General features: G+C 67.8%; 16 protein-coding genes. 5 read left to right on the top strand and 11 right to left on the bottom strand.

All coding sequences use genetic code 11. The annotated features are described in order from the left end of the window. Window positions 1-6: 6 nt before the first annotated feature. From hscA to uvrB, 7 genes are all read right to left on the bottom strand, one after another. A complete protein-coding gene (hscA, locus tag KV106_RS15375; protein WP_261210941.1) occupies window positions 7-1,866 on the bottom strand; it encodes a Fe-S protein assembly chaperone HscA in 1,860 nt (619 codons plus the stop codon). Window positions 1,867-1,872: 6 nt separating this feature from the next. After that, on the bottom strand, window positions 1,873-2,391 hold the full coding sequence (hscB, locus tag KV106_RS15380; protein WP_261210942.1) for a Fe-S protein assembly co-chaperone HscB: 519 nt from the start codon (window positions 2,389-2,391) through the stop codon (window positions 1,873-1,875). Between the two features lie 63 nt (window positions 2,392-2,454). Then, window positions 2,455-2,778, bottom strand: coding sequence for an iron-sulfur cluster assembly protein IscA (iscA, locus tag KV106_RS15385; protein ID WP_057593654.1), 324 nt, complete (start codon window positions 2,776-2,778; stop codon window positions 2,455-2,457). A 1-nt stretch (window position 2,779) separates the two neighbouring features. Further along, window positions 2,780-3,193: a Fe-S cluster assembly scaffold IscU gene (iscU, locus tag KV106_RS15390; RefSeq protein ID WP_057593653.1), complete on the bottom strand. Its 414-nt coding sequence runs from the start codon at window positions 3,191-3,193 to the stop codon at window positions 2,780-2,782. A gap of 41 nt (window positions 3,194-3,234) precedes the next feature. Further along, entirely contained in the window at window positions 3,235-4,455 is a 1,221-nt protein-coding gene (locus tag KV106_RS15395; protein WP_057593652.1) for an IscS subfamily cysteine desulfurase, read from the bottom strand. Window positions 4,456-4,564: 109 nt separating this feature from the next. Then, window positions 4,565-5,101, bottom strand: a complete 537-nt coding sequence (iscR, locus tag KV106_RS15400) for a Fe-S cluster assembly transcriptional regulator IscR (protein WP_056580055.1) — start codon at window positions 5,099-5,101, stop codon at window positions 4,565-4,567. A gap of 239 nt (window positions 5,102-5,340) precedes the next feature. Beyond that, window positions 5,341-7,461, bottom strand: a complete 2,121-nt coding sequence (uvrB, locus tag KV106_RS15405; RefSeq protein WP_261210943.1) for an excinuclease ABC subunit UvrB — start codon at window positions 7,459-7,461, stop codon at window positions 5,341-5,343. A 105-nt stretch (window positions 7,462-7,566) separates the two neighbouring features. Here uvrB and KV106_RS15410 point away from each other — a divergent pair, with 105 nt between their 5' ends. From KV106_RS15410 to KV106_RS15425, 4 genes are all read left to right on the top strand, one after another. Beyond that, complete coding sequence (locus KV106_RS15410; protein ID WP_261210944.1) at window positions 7,567-8,763, top strand: amino acid aminotransferase; 1,197 nt, start codon at window positions 7,567-7,569, stop codon at window positions 8,761-8,763. A gap of 166 nt (window positions 8,764-8,929) precedes the next feature. Further along, window positions 8,930-10,381, top strand: a complete 1,452-nt coding sequence (locus KV106_RS15415) for a polyhydroxyalkanoate depolymerase (protein ID WP_261210945.1) — start codon at window positions 8,930-8,932, stop codon at window positions 10,379-10,381. Between the two features lie 19 nt (window positions 10,382-10,400). Then, entirely contained in the window at window positions 10,401-11,033 is a 633-nt protein-coding gene (locus KV106_RS15420; protein WP_057593648.1) for an RnfABCDGE type electron transport complex subunit B, read from the top strand. Beyond that, entirely contained in the window at window positions 11,030-11,668 is a 639-nt protein-coding gene (locus tag KV106_RS15425) for a LysE family translocator (protein WP_057593647.1), read from the top strand. Before KV106_RS15420 ends, KV106_RS15425 begins: the two co-directional genes overlap by 4 nt. Before the next feature lie 9 nt (window positions 11,669-11,677). On the opposite strand, the gene yedA is transcribed toward KV106_RS15425, so the two are convergent. Continuing rightward, window positions 11,678-12,583 carry a drug/metabolite exporter YedA gene (gene yedA, locus KV106_RS15430; protein WP_261210946.1) on the bottom strand — a complete coding sequence of 302 codons (906 nt, stop codon included), beginning with the start codon at window positions 12,581-12,583 and terminating at the stop codon, window positions 11,678-11,680. A gap of 117 nt (window positions 12,584-12,700) precedes the next feature. Between yedA and KV106_RS15435 the strand changes: the two genes are divergently transcribed. After that, window positions 12,701-13,198, top strand: coding sequence for an Lrp/AsnC family transcriptional regulator (locus tag KV106_RS15435; RefSeq protein WP_208512240.1), 498 nt, complete (start codon window positions 12,701-12,703; stop codon window positions 13,196-13,198). A gap of 11 nt (window positions 13,199-13,209) precedes the next feature. Here the strand turns inward: KV106_RS15435 and KV106_RS15440 are convergent, their stop codons facing one another. Genes KV106_RS15440 through KV106_RS15450 form a run of 3 tightly spaced genes read right to left on the bottom strand, consistent with a single transcriptional unit; the run spans window position 13,210 to window position 16,774 of the window. Next, on the bottom strand, window positions 13,210-13,698 hold the full coding sequence (locus tag KV106_RS15440) for a VOC family protein (RefSeq protein WP_057593644.1): 489 nt from the start codon (window positions 13,696-13,698) through the stop codon (window positions 13,210-13,212). Further along, the gene (gene bioB, locus KV106_RS15445) at window positions 13,695-14,726 is read right to left on the bottom strand and encodes a biotin synthase BioB (protein ID WP_261210947.1); all 1,032 of its coding nucleotides are present in this window, start codon (window positions 14,724-14,726) and stop codon (window positions 13,695-13,697) included. Before bioB ends, KV106_RS15440 begins: the two co-directional genes overlap by 4 nt. Then, a complete protein-coding gene (locus KV106_RS15450; protein WP_057593643.1) occupies window positions 14,726-16,774 on the bottom strand; it encodes an acetyl-CoA carboxylase biotin carboxylase subunit in 2,049 nt (682 codons plus the stop codon). Before KV106_RS15450 ends, bioB begins: the two co-directional genes overlap by 1 nt. Window positions 16,775-16,790: the final 16 nt, after the last annotated feature.

Raw genomic sequence — 16,790 nt, forward strand, 5'->3', positions numbered from 1 at the left:
CTTGTCTTAGAGGGATTCGACCTTGCGCCCCGAGAGCGCGCGGGCGATGCCGGCATTCATGCGCTGCGCGGCGAAGGGCTCGGTGATCTCGGCCAGCGCCTTGGTGGCGGCCTCTATCGCGGCGGCGTCGTTGCCCTGGGCACTCAGGCGCAGCGCGCTCATCGATGCATCGATGGCCGTGCGCTCCTGTGCGTCGAGCAGGTCGCCGTCGGCATCGAGCGCGCTCTTCGTCGCGAGCAGCATGCGCTCGGCATCGACGCGGGCCTCGACCAGCGCGCGCGCCTGCATGTCCTGCTGTGCCGTCGAGAAACTCTCCTGCAGCATGGTCGCGATCTGGTCGTCCGACAGCCCATAGGAAGGCTTGACGGTGACGCTGGCTTCCACGCCGCTGGCCTGTTCCTTGGCGCTCACGCTCAGCAGGCCGTCGGCATCGACCGTGAAGGTCACGCGGATGCGCGCGGCGCCCGCGGCCATCGGCGGGATGCCGCGCAAGGTGAAGCGCGCGAGGCTGCGGCAATCGGCCACCAGGTCGCGCTCGCCCTGCACCACGTGCAACGCCAGCGCGGTCTGGCCGTCCTGGTAGGTGGTGAAGTCCTGCGCCATCGCGGTCGGGATGGTCTGGTTGCGCGGCACGATGCGCTCGACCAGGCCGCCCATGGTCTCGAGGCCCAGCGACAGCGGAATCACGTCGAGCAGCAGCAGTTCGCCCGCGCCGTTGTTGCCGGCCAGCTGGTTCGCCTGGATCGCGGCGCCGAGCGCGACGACCTCGTCGGGGTTGAGATTGACCAGCGGCTCGCGGCCGAAGAACTCGGCAACCGCCTCGCGAACCTGCGGCATGCGCGTCGACCCGCCCACCAGCACGATGCCCTGCAGGTCGTCGGCCTTGAGTTTGGCATCGCGCAGCGCCTTGCGCACGGCGGCCAGGGTGCGGTCGGTGAGCGCCTTGGTGGCCGCGTCGAACTGCGCGCGCTGCAGCGCGAAGCGAAGCGGCTGGCCGCCCACGTCGGCGGCGAAGGTCACGGTGTCGGCATCGGTCAGCGCTTCCTTGGCGGCACGCGCCGCCACGAGCACGGCGGCCTTGTCGGTCTCGCTCGCGGTCTGGACACCGCTTTGCGCCAGCACGAAATCGGCCAGCGCATGGTCGTAGTCGTCGCCGCCGAGCGCCGAGTCACCGCCGGTCGCGATGACCTCGAACACGCCCTGCGTGAGCCGCAGGATGGAAATATCGAAGGTGCCGCCGCCGAGGTCGTAGACCGCATAGACGCCCTCGCTCGCGTTGTCGAGACCGTAGGCGATGGCGGCCGCGGTGGGCTCGCTGATCAGCCGCAGCACGTTGAGGCCGGCCAGCTGCGCCGCGTCCTTCGTGGCCTGGCGCTGGCCCTCGTCGAAGTAGGCGGGCACGGTGATGACCGCGCCGTAGAGCTCGTCGTCGAAGGTGTCCTCGGCGCGGTAGCGCAGCGTCGCGAGGATCTCGGCGCTGATCTCGACCGGCGACTTGTCGCCCGCCGCGGTGTGCACCTGCACCATGCCGCCGTCGCCACCGCCGATGGCATAGGACATCGCTTCGCGGTGGGTCACGTCGGCCAGCCCGCGGCCCATGAGCCGCTTGACCGAGGTGATGGTGTTCGAGGGGTCCTGCGCGCGCGCGGCGACCGCGTCGAAACCGATCTGGCGGCGCTCCTTGTCGAGGTAGCGCACCACCGAGGGCAGCAGCACGCGGCCCTGGTCGTCGGGCAGGCATTCGGCCACGCCGTTGCGCACCGAGGCCACCAGCGAATGCGTGGTGCCGAGGTCGATGCCGACGGCGATGCGGCGCTGGTGCGGATCGGGGGCCTGGCCGGGTTCGGAAATCTGAAGAAGAGCCATAGGGCTTTATTGTCCCAACTGATCCGATTTGGCTTCGACGTCGTGGCCGAAGCGCTCAATGAACATGAGGGCTCTCACCTGCTGCGCGGCGGCGGGGTAGTCGCCCTTCTCGTCGATCAGCCAGTCGAGCGACGAGAGCGCGCGGGCGCGGCCCGCGTCGACCTCGGCCTGCAGGCGCTCGAGCGCGGCGATGTCCTCGACCTCGTCGAGCGCCTCGCGCCATTCCATCTGCTGCATCAGGAAGTCGGGCGGCATCGCCGTGTTGTGCTCGGCATTGACCGGGGCACCGTGCAGCTCGCAGAGGTAGCTCGCGCGCCGCACCGGGTCCTTGAGCCGCTGGTAGGCCTCGTTGATGCGCACCGACCATTGCATGGCCACGCGCTGCGCGGCCGCGCCCTGCGCCGCAAAGCGATCGGGATGGGCTTCGCGCTGCAGTTCCTTCCAGCGCGCGTCCAGCGCCGCGCGGTCCTGCGCGAAAGTCGCGGGGACGGCGAACAGCTCGAAGTCGGTGTCGTTCAGGTTCATGGCAATAAAAAACCGCCAGCACATGACATGGTGGCGGCTGTTGTCGCGGTCAGCGACTGCGCATCAGATGCGGAAGCTTTCCCCGCAACCGCAGCGGTCGCGCTCGTTCGGGTTGTTGAACTTGAAGCCTTCGTTGAGGCCCTCGCGCACGAAGTCCAACTGCGTGCCGTCGATGTAGGCCAGGCTCTTCGGATCCACCAGCACCTTCACGCCGTGGTCCTCGAACACCACGTCCTCGGGCGTCAGTTCGTCCACGTACTCGAGCTTGTAGGCCAGGCCCGAGCAACCGGTGGTCTTCACGCCCAGCCGCACGCCCACGCCCTTGCCTCGCTTGCCGAGGTAGCGATTCACATGGCGCGCGGCGGCTTCTGTCAGCGTGACGGCCATCTCAGTGCGCTGCCGCGGCTTCGGCGCTCTTCGCGCCGTGCTTGGCCTTGTAGTCGCTCACGGCCGCCTTGATCGCGTCCTCGGCGAGGATCGAGCAGTGGATCTTCACCGGCGGCAGCGCCAGTTCCTCGGCGATCTGCGCGTTCTTGAGCGCGGCGGCTTCGTCGAGCGTCTTGCCCTTGACCCATTCGGTCACGAGCGACGACGAAGCGATCGCCGAGCCGCAACCATAGGTCTTGAAGCGCGCGTCTTCGATCACGCCGGTTTCGGGGTTGACCTTGATCTGCAGCTTCATCACGTCGCCGCAGGCCGGCGCGCCGACCATGCCGGTGCCGACCGAGTCGTCGCCCTTTTCGAAGGAGCCGACGTTGCGCGGGTTTTCGTAGTGGTCGATGACCTTGGAAGAATATGCCATGGTGTACCTCTCAAACTTTGTTCAATCGTGGAGCTTCGGGCTCAGTGCGCCGACCACTGGATCGTGCTGATGTCGACGCCGTCCTGGAACATTTCCCACAGGGGGCTCAATTCGCGCAGCTTGGCCACGTTGTGCTTGATGGTCGAGATGGCGTAGTCGATCTCTTCCTCGGTCGTGAAGCGGCCGATGGTCATGCGCAGGCTGCTGTGGGCCAGTTCGTCGCTGCGGCCCAGGGCGCGCAGCACGTAGCTGGGCTCGAGGCTGGCCGAGGTGCAGGCCGAGCCCGACGACACCGCCAGGCCCTTGATGCCCATGATCAGCGACTCGCCCTCGACGTAGTTGAAGCTCATGTTCAGGTTGTGCGGCACGCGGTGCTCGAGGTCGCCGTTGATGAAGACCTGTTCCACGTCCTTCAGGCCGTCGAGCAGGCGCTTCTGCAGCCGCGCGGCCTTGGCGATGTCTTCCTTCATCTCGGCCTTGGCGATGCGGAAGGCCTCGCCCATGCCCACGATCTGGTGCGTGGGCAGCGTGCCCGAACGCATGCCGCGCTCGTGGCCGCCACCGTGCATCTGGGCCTCGAGCCGCACGCGCGGCTTGCGGCGCACGTACAGCGCGCCGATGCCCTTGGGACCATAGGTCTTGTGCGACGCCAGGCTCATCAGGTCGATCGGCAGCTTGGCGATGTCGATCTCGACCTTGCCGGTGGCCTGCGCGGCGTCGACGTGGAAGATCACGCCCTTCTCGCGGCAGATGTTGCCCAGCGCCACCACGTCCTGCACCACGCCGATCTCGTTGTTCACGAACATCACGCTCGCGAGGATGGTGTCGGGGCGGATCGCGGCCTTGAACTTCTCGAGGTCGAGCAGACCGTCTTCCTGCACGTCGAGGTAGGTCACCTCGAAGCCCTGGCGCTCGAGCTCGCGCATGGTGTCGAGCACGGCCTTGTGCTCGGTCTTCACCGTGATCAGGTGCTTGCCCTTGCCCTTGTAGAACTGTGCCGCGCCCTTGAGCGCGAGGTTGTTCGACTCGGTGGCGCCCGAGGTCCAGACGATCTCGCGCGGATCGGCGCCGATCAGCTCGGCCACGTAGCCGCGCGCCTTCTCGACCGCCTCTTCCGCTTCCCAGCCCCAGGCGTGGCTGCGCGACGCCGGGTTGCCGAAGTGCTCGCGCAACCAGGGGATCATGGCGTCGACCACGCGCGGGTCGACCGGCGTGGTCGCGCCGTAATCGAGATAGATCGGGAAATGAGGAGTTACGTCCATGGCTGGCTCGTGCTGGCGTGGGGGGTTGTTCTTGGTCGCTGTTCGTTCGCTGGCGGCGCCCACCGGGCGCCGCGTCTGACTCGTCTCGAAGCGTCTGCGTCGCGGGTCCTCAGGACTTGGCGAAGACGTTGCCCAGGGCAAACACCGAATTCGGCGCGTTGACGCGGATCGGCTTGACCACCGGCTGCGCGGAGATGGCGCGCTTGACGACCGGCTTGTTCTCGATCTGCACGCCCTTGGCGATCTGGTCGTCGACCAGCTTCTGCAGGGTGACCGAATCGAGGAACTCGACCATGCGCTGGTTCAGCGAGGCCCAGAGTTCGTGGGTCATGCAGCGGCCTTGTTCGCCGAGGCAGTTTTCCTTGCCGCCGCACTGGGTGGCGTCGATCGGCTCGTCGACCGACACGATGATGTCGGCCACGGTGATGTCGGCGGCCTTGCGGCCCAGGCTGTAGCCACCGCCCGGACCCCGGGTGGATTCGACGAGTTCATGACGGCGCAGCTTGCCGAAGAGTTGCTCGAGGTACGACAGCGAAATCTGCTGCCGCTGGCTGATCGCGGCCAGCGTGACCGGACCGGTGTTCTGACGCAGAGCCAGATCGATCATGGCTGTGACCGCAAAACGGCCTTTGGTAGTGAGACGCATCGCAAGCTCCTTTTTAGCGCTTACCGTTGAAATGACACCGTTGCCCGGGAGCCACGGTGATCTCGTCTCCGCCCTGCCCGACTCTTGACACTGGTGAGCCAGTGGTTGTGAGTCGGTCCTTCATCGCGAAGTTTCTTTTTTGTTGAGTGTTTCGCTCAAGTATATCAGAAGGCCCCGGACTTTGCTCGGGTAAACCCGATTCCGGGCGTTCGGGGGCGCCGCTACCGAAAACCTTCGGCCTACCTGGCCGGCGCCATCGCGATGTTGTCGCCGCCCGCGGCCCCGAAGGCCTGCTCGCGCAGCAGCGCCAGCTGGTCGCGCACCCGCGCCGCCTTCTCGAACTCGAGGTTGCGCGCGTGCTCGAGCATCTGCTTCTCGAGCCGCTTGATCTCGCGTGCGATGTCCTTCTCGCTCATGTCCTCGACCTTGGCACGCTCGAGGTCCAGCTTGGCCATCTCCTTGCCGGTCTTCTCGCTGTAGACGCCGTCGATCAGGTCGCGCACCTGCTTCACGATGCTGCGCGGCGTGATGCCGTGGGCCTCGTTGTGGGCGATCTGGCGCGCGCGCCGGCGTTCGGTCTCGCCGATGGCGCGCTTCATCGAGTCGGTCATCCGGTCGGCATACAGGATGGCCTTGCCGTTCAGGTTGCGCGCCGCCCGGCCGATGGTCTGGATCAGCGAACGCTCGGCGCGCAGGAAGCCTTCCTTGTCGGCATCGAGGATCGCCACCAGCGAGACCTCGGGAATGTCCAGCCCCTCGCGCAGCAGGTTGATGCCCACCAGCACGTCGAAGGTGCCCAGGCGCAGGTCGCGCAGGATCTCCACCCGCTCGACCGTGTCGACGTCGCTGTGCAGGTAGCGCACCTTCACGCCGTTGTCGCCCAGGTAGTCGGTGAGCTGCTCGGCCATGCGCTTGGTCAGGGTGGTGATCAGCACGCGCTCGTTCTTCTCGACGCGCACGTGGATCTCCTGCAGCACGTCGTCGACCTGGTGCGTGGCCGGCCGCACCTCCACCTCGGGATCGATCAGGCCGGTGGGCCGCACCAGCTGCTCGACCACCTGCCCGGTGTGCTGCTTCTCGTAGTCGGCCGGCGTGGCCGACACGAAGATGCACTGGCGCATGCGCTTCTCGAATTCCTCGAGCTTCAGCGGCCGGTTGTCGAGCGCGCTCGGCAGCCGGAAGCCGTACTCCACCAGCGTGGTCTTGCGCGCCCGGTCGCCGTTGTACATGCCGCCGAGCTGGCCGATCATCTGGTGGCTCTCGTCGAGGAACATCAGCGCGTCCTTCGGCAGGTAATCGGTCAGCGTGGGCGGCGGGTCGCCAGGCGCCGCGCCCGAGAGGTGGCGCGTGTAGTTCTCGATGCCCTTGCAGTGACCGATCTCGGCCAGCATCTCGAGGTCGAAGCGGGTGCGCTGCTCGAGGCGCTGGGCCTCCACCAGCTTGCCCGCGGCCACCAGTTCCTTGAGCCGCCCGTCGAGCTCGATCTTGATGGTTTCCACCGCCGCCAGCACCTTGTCGCGCGGCGTCACGTAGTGGCTCGAGGGGTAGACGGTGAAGCGCGGCACCTTCTGGCGGATGCGCCCGGTCAGCGGGTCGAACAGCTGCAGCGACTCGATCTCGTCGTCGAACAGCTCGAAGCGGATCGCGAGTTCGCTGTGCTCGGCCGGAAACACGTCGATGGTGTCGCCGCGCACGCGGAAGGTGCCGCGCGCGAAGTCCTGCTCGTTGCGCGTGTACTGCATGCGGATCAGCTGGGCGATCAGGTCGCGCTGGCCGACCTTGTCGCCCACGCGCGCGATCAGCCGCATCTCCATGTAGTCCTCGGGCGTGCCGATGCCGTAGATCGCGCTCACGGTGGCCACGATCACGGTGTCGCGCCGCTCCAGCACGCTCTTGGTGGCCGACAGCCGCATCTGCTCGATGTGCTCGTTGATCGAGGAGTCCTTCTCGATGAACAGGTCGCGCTGCGGCACGTAGGCCTCGGGCTGGTAGTAGTCGTAGTAGCTGACGAAGTACTCGACGGCGTTCTTCGGGAAGAACTCGCGGAATTCGCTGTAGAGCTGTGCCGCCAGGGTCTTGTTGGGCGCGAACACGATGGCCGGGCGCCCGGTGCGGGCGATGACGTTGGCCATGGTGAAGGTCTTGCCCGAGCCGGTCACGCCCAGCAGGGTCTGGAACACCTCGCCGTCGCCCACGCCCTCGACCAGCTTCTCGATGGCGTTCGGCTGGTCGCCCGCCGGCGGATAGGGCTGATAGAGCTCGAAAGGCGAGCCCGGGAAGCTGATGAATTCGCCCTTGGGAGCGGGCCCCACGGGGTCGGCGTTGTTCGAGTCTGCTATGGCTTCGTTGGTCTCTGGCATGGCTGTACCCGTCAGGTGGCGTGGCGCCGGTAAAATTCAAGGCAACCGCAAAGCTTAAAGCCTCGAGCGGTTGCCAGCGAAGCTTTCATCCCAAAGGACCTTTCCATGTCTATGTTCACCGCGGTCGAGATGGCACCGCGCGATCCGATCCTCGGCCTCAACGAGCAATTTGCCGCCGACACCAACCCCAACAAGGTCAATCTCGGCGTCGGCGTCTACTACGACGACAACGGCAAGCTGCCCCTGCTGCAGTGCGTGCAGGCGGCCGAGCAGAACATGATGAAAGCGCCCACGGCGCGCGGTTATCTGCCCATCGACGGCATCGCGGCGTACGACAACGCCGTGAAGGTGCTGGTCTTCGGCGCCGACAGCGAGCCCGTGACCTCGGGCCGCGTGGCCACGATCCAGGCCATCGGCGGCACCGGCGGCCTCAAGGTCGGCGCCGACTTCCTCAAGAAGCTCAACCCCGCCGCCAAGGTGCTGATCAGCGACCCGAGCTGGGAAAACCACCGCGCGCTGTTCACCAACGCCGGTTTCGAGGTCGAAAGCTACCCCTACTACGACGCCGCCAAGCGCGGCATCGACTTCGACGGCATGCTGGCCGCGCTCAATGCCGCCCCGGCCGGCACCGTGGTCGTGCTGCACGCCTGCTGCCACAACCCCACCGGCTACGACATCACGCCCGCGCAGTGGGACCAGGTCGTCGCCGCCGTCAAGACCAAGGGCCTGGTGCCCTTCCTCGACATGGCCTACCAGGGCTTCGGCTACGGCCTGCAGGAAGACGGCGCGGCCGTCGCCAAGTTCGTCGCGGCCGGCCTGACCTTCTTCGTCTCGACCTCGTTCTCCAAGAGCTTCAGCCTCTACGGCGAGCGCGTGGGCGCCCTCTCGGTGCTGTGCGAGAACAAGGAAGAAGCCGCGCGCGTGCTGTCGCAGCTGAAGATCGCCATCCGCACCAATTACAGCAACCCGCCCACGCACGGCGGCGCCGTGGTGGCCGCGGTGCTCGGCAACCCCGAGCTGCGCGCCCTGTGGGAGAAGGAACTGGGCGAGATGCGCGTGCGCATCAAGGCCATGCGCCAGAAGCTGGTCGACGGCCTCAAGGCCGCCGGCGTGAAGGAAGACATGAGCTTCATCACCACCCAGATCGGCATGTTCAGCTACTCGGGCCTGACCAAGGACCAGATGGTGCGCCTGCGCAACGAGTTCGGCGTCTACGGCACCGACACCGGCCGCATGTGCGTGGCCGCGCTCAACAGCAAGAACATCGACCACGTCTGCGCGTCGATCGCCAAGGTCGTCTGACGGTCCGCGTCGCGGGGGTGACTCGCTCGAGTCACCTCCGCGACACAACTTGTTCACGCAAGCCCGCGGCCATCTCCGAGGGCCTTCCCGGGCCTAGGGTTAGGCCCCCTGCGCGTGTCGAAATGCGCTGATATATTGCACCGCAACATTCCAACTCGACACAGCGATGCTCTACCAACTCTACGAAGCCCAGCGTTCCCTCATGGAACCGTTCGCGGACTTCGCCCAGGCCGCCTCCAAGCTCTACAGCCCCGGCGCCGTCTGGAGCCAGCTGCCCGGAGCGCAGCGCATGGCGGCGAGCTACGACCTGCTCTACCGCCTCGGCAAGGACTACGAGAAGCCCGAGTTCAACATCAAGTCGGTCAAGGTCGACGGCGACGACGTCGTGATCCAGGAAGTGATCGAGCTGGAGAAGCCGTTCTGCCAGCTGCGGCGCTTCAAGCGCTTCACCGACGAGCCGCACATCCTCAAGACGCTCAAGAGCCAGCCCGTGGTGCTGGTGGTGGCGCCGCTGTCGGGCCACTACGCCACCCTGCTGCGCGACACCGTACGCACCCTTTTGCAGGACCACAAGGTCTACATCACCGACTGGAAGAACGCGCGCCTGGTGCCGCTGTCGGACGGCGAGTTCCACCTCGACGACTACATCAACTACGTGCAGGAGTTCATCCGCCGCCTGCAGGCCGAGTACGGCAACTGCCACGTGGTCAGCGTGTGCCAGCCCACGGTGCCGGTGCTGGCCGCCGTGTCGCTGATGGCCAGCCGCGGCGAGGCGCTGCCGCTCACCATGACGATGATGGGCGGCCCGATCGACGCGCGCAAGTCGCCCACGGCGGTCAACAACCTCGCGATGAACAAGAGCTTCGAGTGGTTCGAGAACAACGTGATCTACCGCGTGCCCCAGGGCTTCCCTGGCGCGGGCCGGCGCGTCTACCCGGGCTTCCTGCAGCACACGGGCTTCGTCGCGATGAACCCCGACCGCCACGCGAGCAGCCACTACGACTACTTCAAGGACCTGATCAAGGGCGACGACGCGAGCGCCGAGGCGCATCGCAAGTTCTACGACGAGTACAACGCCGTGCTCGACATGGACGCCGATTACTACCTCGAGACGATCCGCACCGTGTTCCAGGAATTCGACCTGGTCAACGGCACCTGGGACGTGAAGAGCCCGACCGGCGAGGTCGAGCGCGTGCGGCCGCAGGACATCCGCGCCACCGCGCTGCTCACGGTCGAGGGCGAGCTCGACGACATCTCGGGCTCGGGCCAGACCGAGGCCGCGCACGAGCTGTGCACCGGCATCGACGATGCGAAGCGCGAGCACTACGAGGTCAAGGGCGCGGGCCACTACGGCATCTTCAGTGGCCGCCGCTGGCGCGAACTGGTCTACCCGAAGATGCAGAAGTTCATCGCCGCGAACGACCAGCCGCAAAGCCGCGCCGGCGCGCGCGAGAGCCTGGCGGCGGAAGACCAGGTCAAGCCCGGCCGCAGGCTGGCGGCCACCACCGCCACCGCGCCCGTCAAGAAGGCGGCTGCAGCCAAGAAGGCGGCACCGGCCGCGAAGCGCGCGGCCGCCCCGAAGAAGACCGTGGCGCGCAAAGCCGCCGCGGCGCGCTGAGCGCCCTCCTTTCCCTCCCGTGAACGGACTGGCCGCACGCATCCACGACGCACTGCCCCAGACGCAGTGCACCCGTTGCGGCTACCCGGACTGCGAGGGCTATGCGCAGGCCGTGGCCAGCGCCGAGGCCGAGATCAACCAGTGCCCGCCGGGCGGCGCCGAGGGCGTCGAGCGGCTCGCGCGGCTCACCGGCCGCCCCGTGCAGGCGCTCGATCCGGCCTTCGGCACCGAGGGCCCGCGCAGGCTGGCGGTGATCGACGAGGCCTGGTGCATCGGCTGCACGCTGTGCCTCGATGCCTGCCCGACCGACGCCATCCTCGGCATCAACAAGCGCATGCACACCGTGATCGACGCGCACTGCACGGGCTGCGAACTCTGCATCCCGGTCTGCCCGGTCGACTGCATCTCGCTCGAGGACGCCACGCCGGGCCGCACCGGCTGGCAGGCCTGGTCGCCCGCGCAGGCGGCCCATGCCCGCGCGCGCTATGCCCTGCACGGCCAGCATCGGCCCAGCGACGCGCGCCAGGGCAAGAAGCGCCCCGAAGCCGAGGTCGCGGCGCCCAGCGCCGAGGCCCGCAAGCGCTCGGTGGTCGAGGCCGCGCTCGCGCGCGCCCGCGCCGCCGCCCAACGTCCCTCCACGCCCAAGCCATGAACCTCGACACCCTGCTCGTCTTCGTGCTCGCCTCCCTCGCGCTCGCGGTGATCCCGGGCCCGACCATGCTGCTCGCGCTGTCGAACGGCATCGACGGCGGCATGCGCCGCGCGAGCTGGGGCATCGTCGGCGCCTCGCTCGGCAGCAGCATCGTGATCGCCGTCGTCGCGCTCGGCCTGGGCTCGCTGCTGGCCGCCTCGGAATGGCTGTTCAACGCGATCCGCGTGGCCGGCGTGGCCTACCTCGTGTGGCTCGGCATCAAGCTCTGGCGCAGCGACGCCACCGACCTCGGCGCCGCGCTCGCGAAGTCCTCTCCCGAGAGCCGGCTGCATGGCCGCATCGCGCTGCTGCGCAGCCTCGCGGTGGCGCTGTCGAATCCCAAGTCGCTGCTGTTCTTCGCGGCCTTCCTGCCGCAGTTCGTCGACATCGCGCGGCCGCAGGGCCCTCAGTACCTGCTGCTGGGCGGCATCTTCGTGCTGCTCGACACCTGCGTGATGCTGGCCTATGCCGGCGCCGGCACGCAGGCCGTGCGCTGGCTTTCGAAGCGCGGCCTCAAGGCGCTGAACCGCGGCTGCGCCGTGGGCATGTGGCTGCTGGCGGCCACGCTCGCGGTGTGGCGCCGACCCGGCGCCTGAGCCACGGGCTCAGCCTCTGGCCGAGCGCTTGAGCAGCAGCATCAGCACGCCCGCCAGGATCACCGTCACCGCGTACCACTCGAAGCGCGTGACCGTCTCGCCCGCGATCCACACGCCCAGCAGCATCGCGATCACCGGATTGACGAAGGTGTAGCTGGCCGCCAGCGCGGCCGGCGCGCGCGCCAGCAGCAGCATGTAGGCGTTGAAGGCGATCAGCGAGCCGAACACCACCAGGTAGAACCAGGCCGCCGTGGCCTGCGGCGCGGGCGGCCACACGAGGCTCTCGCCCGAGACCGCAGCCAGCACCAGCAGCACCACGCCGCCGCAGATCATCTCGCTCGCGAAGCCCATCGCGCCCGGTGCGAGCGGCAGCGCGCGCTGGCTCAGCACGCTGCCGGCCGACCAGCAGACGCAGGCGATGCTGATGGCGGCCAGCCCGGCCGGCGAGGCCTGGAAGCCGCTGCCCTGGGTCAGCATCAGCACGCCGACCAGGCCCAGCGCGATGCCGATCGCCTCGAGCTTCGTCGGCACGATCCCCCAGATCAGGTTGAGCAGCGCGATGATCAGCGGCACCACCGCGATGAAGGCCACCACCAGGCCCGAGCCCACCGAGACCTCGGCATGTGCGGTGCCGCCCATGCCGCCGCCGAGCATCAGCGTGCCGACCACCAGCGCGTTGCGCCACTGCAGCCGGTTCGGCCAGGGCGCGCCGCGCCAGCGCATCCAGGCCGCGAGCAGCAGGCCCGCGAACAGGAAGCGCGAACCCATCTGCAGGAAGGGCGGGAAGCTGATCAGCGCGTACTTGATCGCGAGATAGGTCGAGCCCCAGACCAGCCAGGTGGCGGCGAGGCAGAGCCAGATGATCGGCGGCAGTCCGCCGCGCGCGGACGGCGTGGAAGTGGCGAGCGAGAGCATGTCGAGGGTGTCTGTTGTTGTGGGACTGAGCCGCTCCATGGTATGAAGGCCGCCGCCGCGCTTCCATGCGCAAATCACGGTTCTGGCGGCTCGCGGCCGTCGATTTGAAGGACTTCGATGGAATCCACCTTGAACCCCACGCTCGATGCCCACGACACCCGCATCCTGGCCGAGCTGCAGAAGGATGCGCGCCTCACCATGGCCGAGCTCGGTCGCCGCGTGCACCTGAGCCAGCCGGCGGTGACCGAGCGCGTGAAGAAGCTCGAGGCCGCGGGCGTGATCAGCGGCTACCGCGCCACCGTCAACCTGGCCAAGCTGGGCTACGGCATCCGCGCGATGATCCGCGTCGGCCGCGCCGACTACGACCGCGTCGTGAAGCTGGTGCAGGACACGCCCGAATGCGTGAATGCCTACAACGTGACCGGCGAGGACAGCTGGATCCTCGAGATCGCGGTGATCGACGTGAGCCACCTCGACGCGGTGGTCACCAAGTTCTGCATCCTCACCGAGACCGCGACCTCGATCATCCTGAACCCGGCGCGCGAGCACCAGCCGATGCTGCCGCCGCACCGCTCGGACGTGAAGCCGCCCATCCGCAAGGTCGTGAACGCCTGAAGCGCCCGGCCTCAGCGCCCGGCGAGCGCGTCGAAGGCCTTCACCACCTCGGGCGGCGCCTGCACCATCTCGATGAGCACGCCCTCGCCCGCGATCGGGAACTCGTCGTTCGCCTTCGGATGCAAAAAGCAGATGTCGAAGCCCGCCGCGCCCTTGCGGATGCCGCCGGGCGCGAAGCGCACGCCTTGCGAGGTCAGCCATTCCACGGCCGTCGGCAGGTCGTCGATCCACAGGCCCACGTGATTGAGCGGCGTGGCATGCACCGCGGGCTTCTTCTCGGGATCGAGCGGCTGCATCAGGTCGACCTCGACCTTGAACGGGCCGGTGCCGATCGCGCAGATGTCCTCGTCGACGTTCTCGCGCTCGCTTCGGAAGGTGCCCGTGACCTCGAGCCCCAGCATGTCGACCCAGAGCTTCTGCAGCCGGGTCTTGTCGGGACCGCCGATCGCGATCTGCTGGATGCCCAGCACGCGGAAGGGACGTTGGATGGCGCTCGTCATTGGCAGGACTCCGGGTTCGTTTCGGTCGAGGTGCGGTGCGAGCGCAGCCCCAGCTTGCGCAGCAGCTGCACGTCGGCCTCGACGTCGGGATTGCCCGTGACCAGCAGCTTGTCGCCGTAGAAGATCGAATTCGCGCCGGCCATGAAGCACAGCGCCTGCACCGCCTCGCCCATCTGCTGGCGGCCGGCCGACAGGCGCACGCGCGCGGTCGGCATGGTGATGCGCGCGACCGCGATCATGCGCACGAAGTCGAAGGGATCGATCGGTTCCGAGTCGGCCAGCGGCGTGCCGGGCACGCGCACCAGGCTGTTGATCGGCACCGACTCGGGGTACGGATCGAGGTTGGCGAGCTGCGCGATCAGCCCCGCGCGGTGCACCGGCGCCTCGCCCATGCCCACGATGCCGCCGCAGCACACGCTGATGCCGGCGCTGCGCACATGGGCCAGCGTGTCGAGCCGGTCCTGGTAGCTGCGGGTATCGACGATGTCGGTGTAGTACTCGGGCGCGGTGTCGAGGTTGTGGTTGTAGTAGTCGAGGCCGGCGGCCTTGAGCTGCCGTGCATGGTGCGGCTCGAGCATGCCGAGCGTGGCGCAGGTCTGCAGGCCCAGGCCCTTCACGGCCTCGACCAGCACCGCCACCTTCTCGACGTCGCGGTCCTTGGGCGCGCGCCAGGCCGCGCCCATGCAGAAGCGCGTGGCGCCCGCGTCCTTGGCCGCCTGCGCGGCGCGCAGCACCTCGTCGACCTCCATCAGCTTCTGCGCCTTCACGCCGGTGTCGAACTCGGCCGACTGCGGGCAGTAGCCGCAGTTCTCGGGGCAGCCGCCGGTCTTCACCGACAGCAGCGTGGCCAGCTCGATGTCGCCCGCGGGAAAGTGCTGGCGGTGCACCGTCTGGGCCTCGAACAGCAGTTCCATCAGCGGCTTGTCGAGCAGCGCCTGGATCGCCTCGACCGACCAGCGGCCCTCGGGCGCCGGCGCCGGCTTCGCGGGCCGGTGCAGCACCACCGCCTGCAGGTCGCTGGCTCCCATCAGTTGAACTCCAGGATGATCTGGTCGACCGCGAGCGACTCGCCCTTGGCCGCGGAGATCTTGCCGACCACGCCGTCCTGCGCGGCGAACAGCACGTTCTCCATCTTCATCGCCTCGATCACCGCGAGCTTCTCGCCGGCCTGCACCTGCTGGCCCGGCTGCACCGCCACCTCGACCAGCAGGCCCGGCATCGGCGACATCAGGAACTTGCTGAGGTCCGGCGGTGCCTTGTGCGGCATCAGCGCGAGCAAGCGCGCGCCCAGCGGCGACAGCACCATGGCCTCGATCTGGCGGCCGTCGTTCGACACCCGCAGCGCCAGCGGATTCTTGCCGGCGCCGCGCTCCACCTGCGCGACGAAGGGCTTGTCGTTGACGATGCCCTGCACCCGCACCGCGCCCAGCGCGAGGCTGCTGTCGATCTTGTAGGTCTTGCCGTTGACCGTGACCGCGCTCGCGCCGGTCTTGCCGTGGAAGTCGCTCACGGTCACCGGGTGGTGCACGTGCTCGCCCTGCGCGCCGAGTTCGACCACCACGAATTGCTCGCCCACCTTCACGCCGTGGCCTTCGAGCTGGCCGCTGATGCCCGAGGCACGCGCGCGGTAGCGGCGGTGCACGTAGGCGGCCAGCGCGACCAGGAAATCGGGCTCGCTGTGCGGCACGTCCTCGGCATGGAAGCCCTTGCCGTAGTTCTCGGCGATGAAGCCGGTGTTGAAGTCGCCGGCCACGAACTTCGGATGCGCGAGCAGCGCCGCCTGGAACGGGATGTTGCTGCTGATGCCGCGGATCACGAAGCCGTTGAGCGCCTCGCGCATGCGCGCGATCGCGTGGTTGCGGTCCTTGCCGTGCACGATGAGCTTGGCGATCATCGAGTCGTAGTACATCGGGATCTCGCCGCCCTCGTACACGCCGGTGTCCACGCGCACGCCCTGCAGGTGCTCGGTGTCGCTCGCGAACATGGTCTCGGCCGGCGGCTGGAACTTCACCAGCCGGCCGGTCGAGGGCAGGAAGTTGCGGAACGGGTCCTCGGCGTTGATGCGGCACTCGATGGCCCAGCCATCGCGCTTGACCTGCTCCTGCGTCAGCGGCAGCGCCTCGCCGGCCGCCACGCGGATCATCAGCTCCACCAGGTCGAGGCCCGTGATGCACTCGGTCACCGGATGCTCCACCTGCAGCCGGGTGTTCATCTCGAGGAAGTAGAAGCTCTGGTCCTTGCCGACCACGAACTCCACCGTGCCCGCGCTCTGGTAGTTCACGGCCTTGGCCAGCGCCACCGCCTGCTCGCCCATCGCCTTGCGCGTGGCGTCGCTGATGAAGGGCGACGGCGCCTCCTCGATCACCTTCTGGTGCCGGCGCTGGATCGAGCATTCGCGCTCGTTGAGGTAGATCACGTGGCCGTGCGAATCGCCGAGCACCTGGATCTCGATGTGCCGCGGCTCCTCGACGAACTTCTCGATGAACACACGATCGTCGCCGAAGCTGTTGCGCGCCTCGTTGCGGCAGGAGGTGAAGCCCTCGAAGGCCTCCTTGTCGTTGAAGGCCACGCGCAGGCCCTTGCCGCCGCCGCCGGCCGAGGCCTTGATCATCACCGGGTAGCCGATGTCCTTCGCGATCTCGACCGCGCGCTCTGCCGTCTCGATGGCGTCGTTCCAGCCCGGGATGGTGTTGACCTTGGCCTCGTTGGCGAGCTTCTTCGAGGCGATCTTGTCGCCCATGGCCGCGATCGAGTAGTGCTTGGGGCCGATGAAGGCGATGCCCTCTTCCTCGACCCTCTTCGCGAAGCTTTCGTTCTCCGACAGGAAGCCGTAGCCTGGATGCACGGCCTCGGCGCCGGTCTTCTTGCAGGCCTCGATGATGCGGTCGGCCAGCAGGTAGCTCTCGCGGCTGGGCGCGGCACCGATGTGCACGGCCTCGTCGGCCAGCTCGACGTGGCGGGCTTCCTTGTCGGCGTCGGAATAGACAGCGACCGTGAGGATGCCCATCTTCTTGGCGGTCTGGATCACACGGCAGGCGATCTCGCCGCGATTGGCAATCAGGATCTTCTTGAACATGTTCTTCTCCGTGCCG

The sequence above is a fragment of the Variovorax endophyticus genome (genome assembly GCF_025376855.1).
Lineage (GTDB): Bacteria > Pseudomonadota > Gammaproteobacteria > Burkholderiales > Burkholderiaceae_C > Variovorax.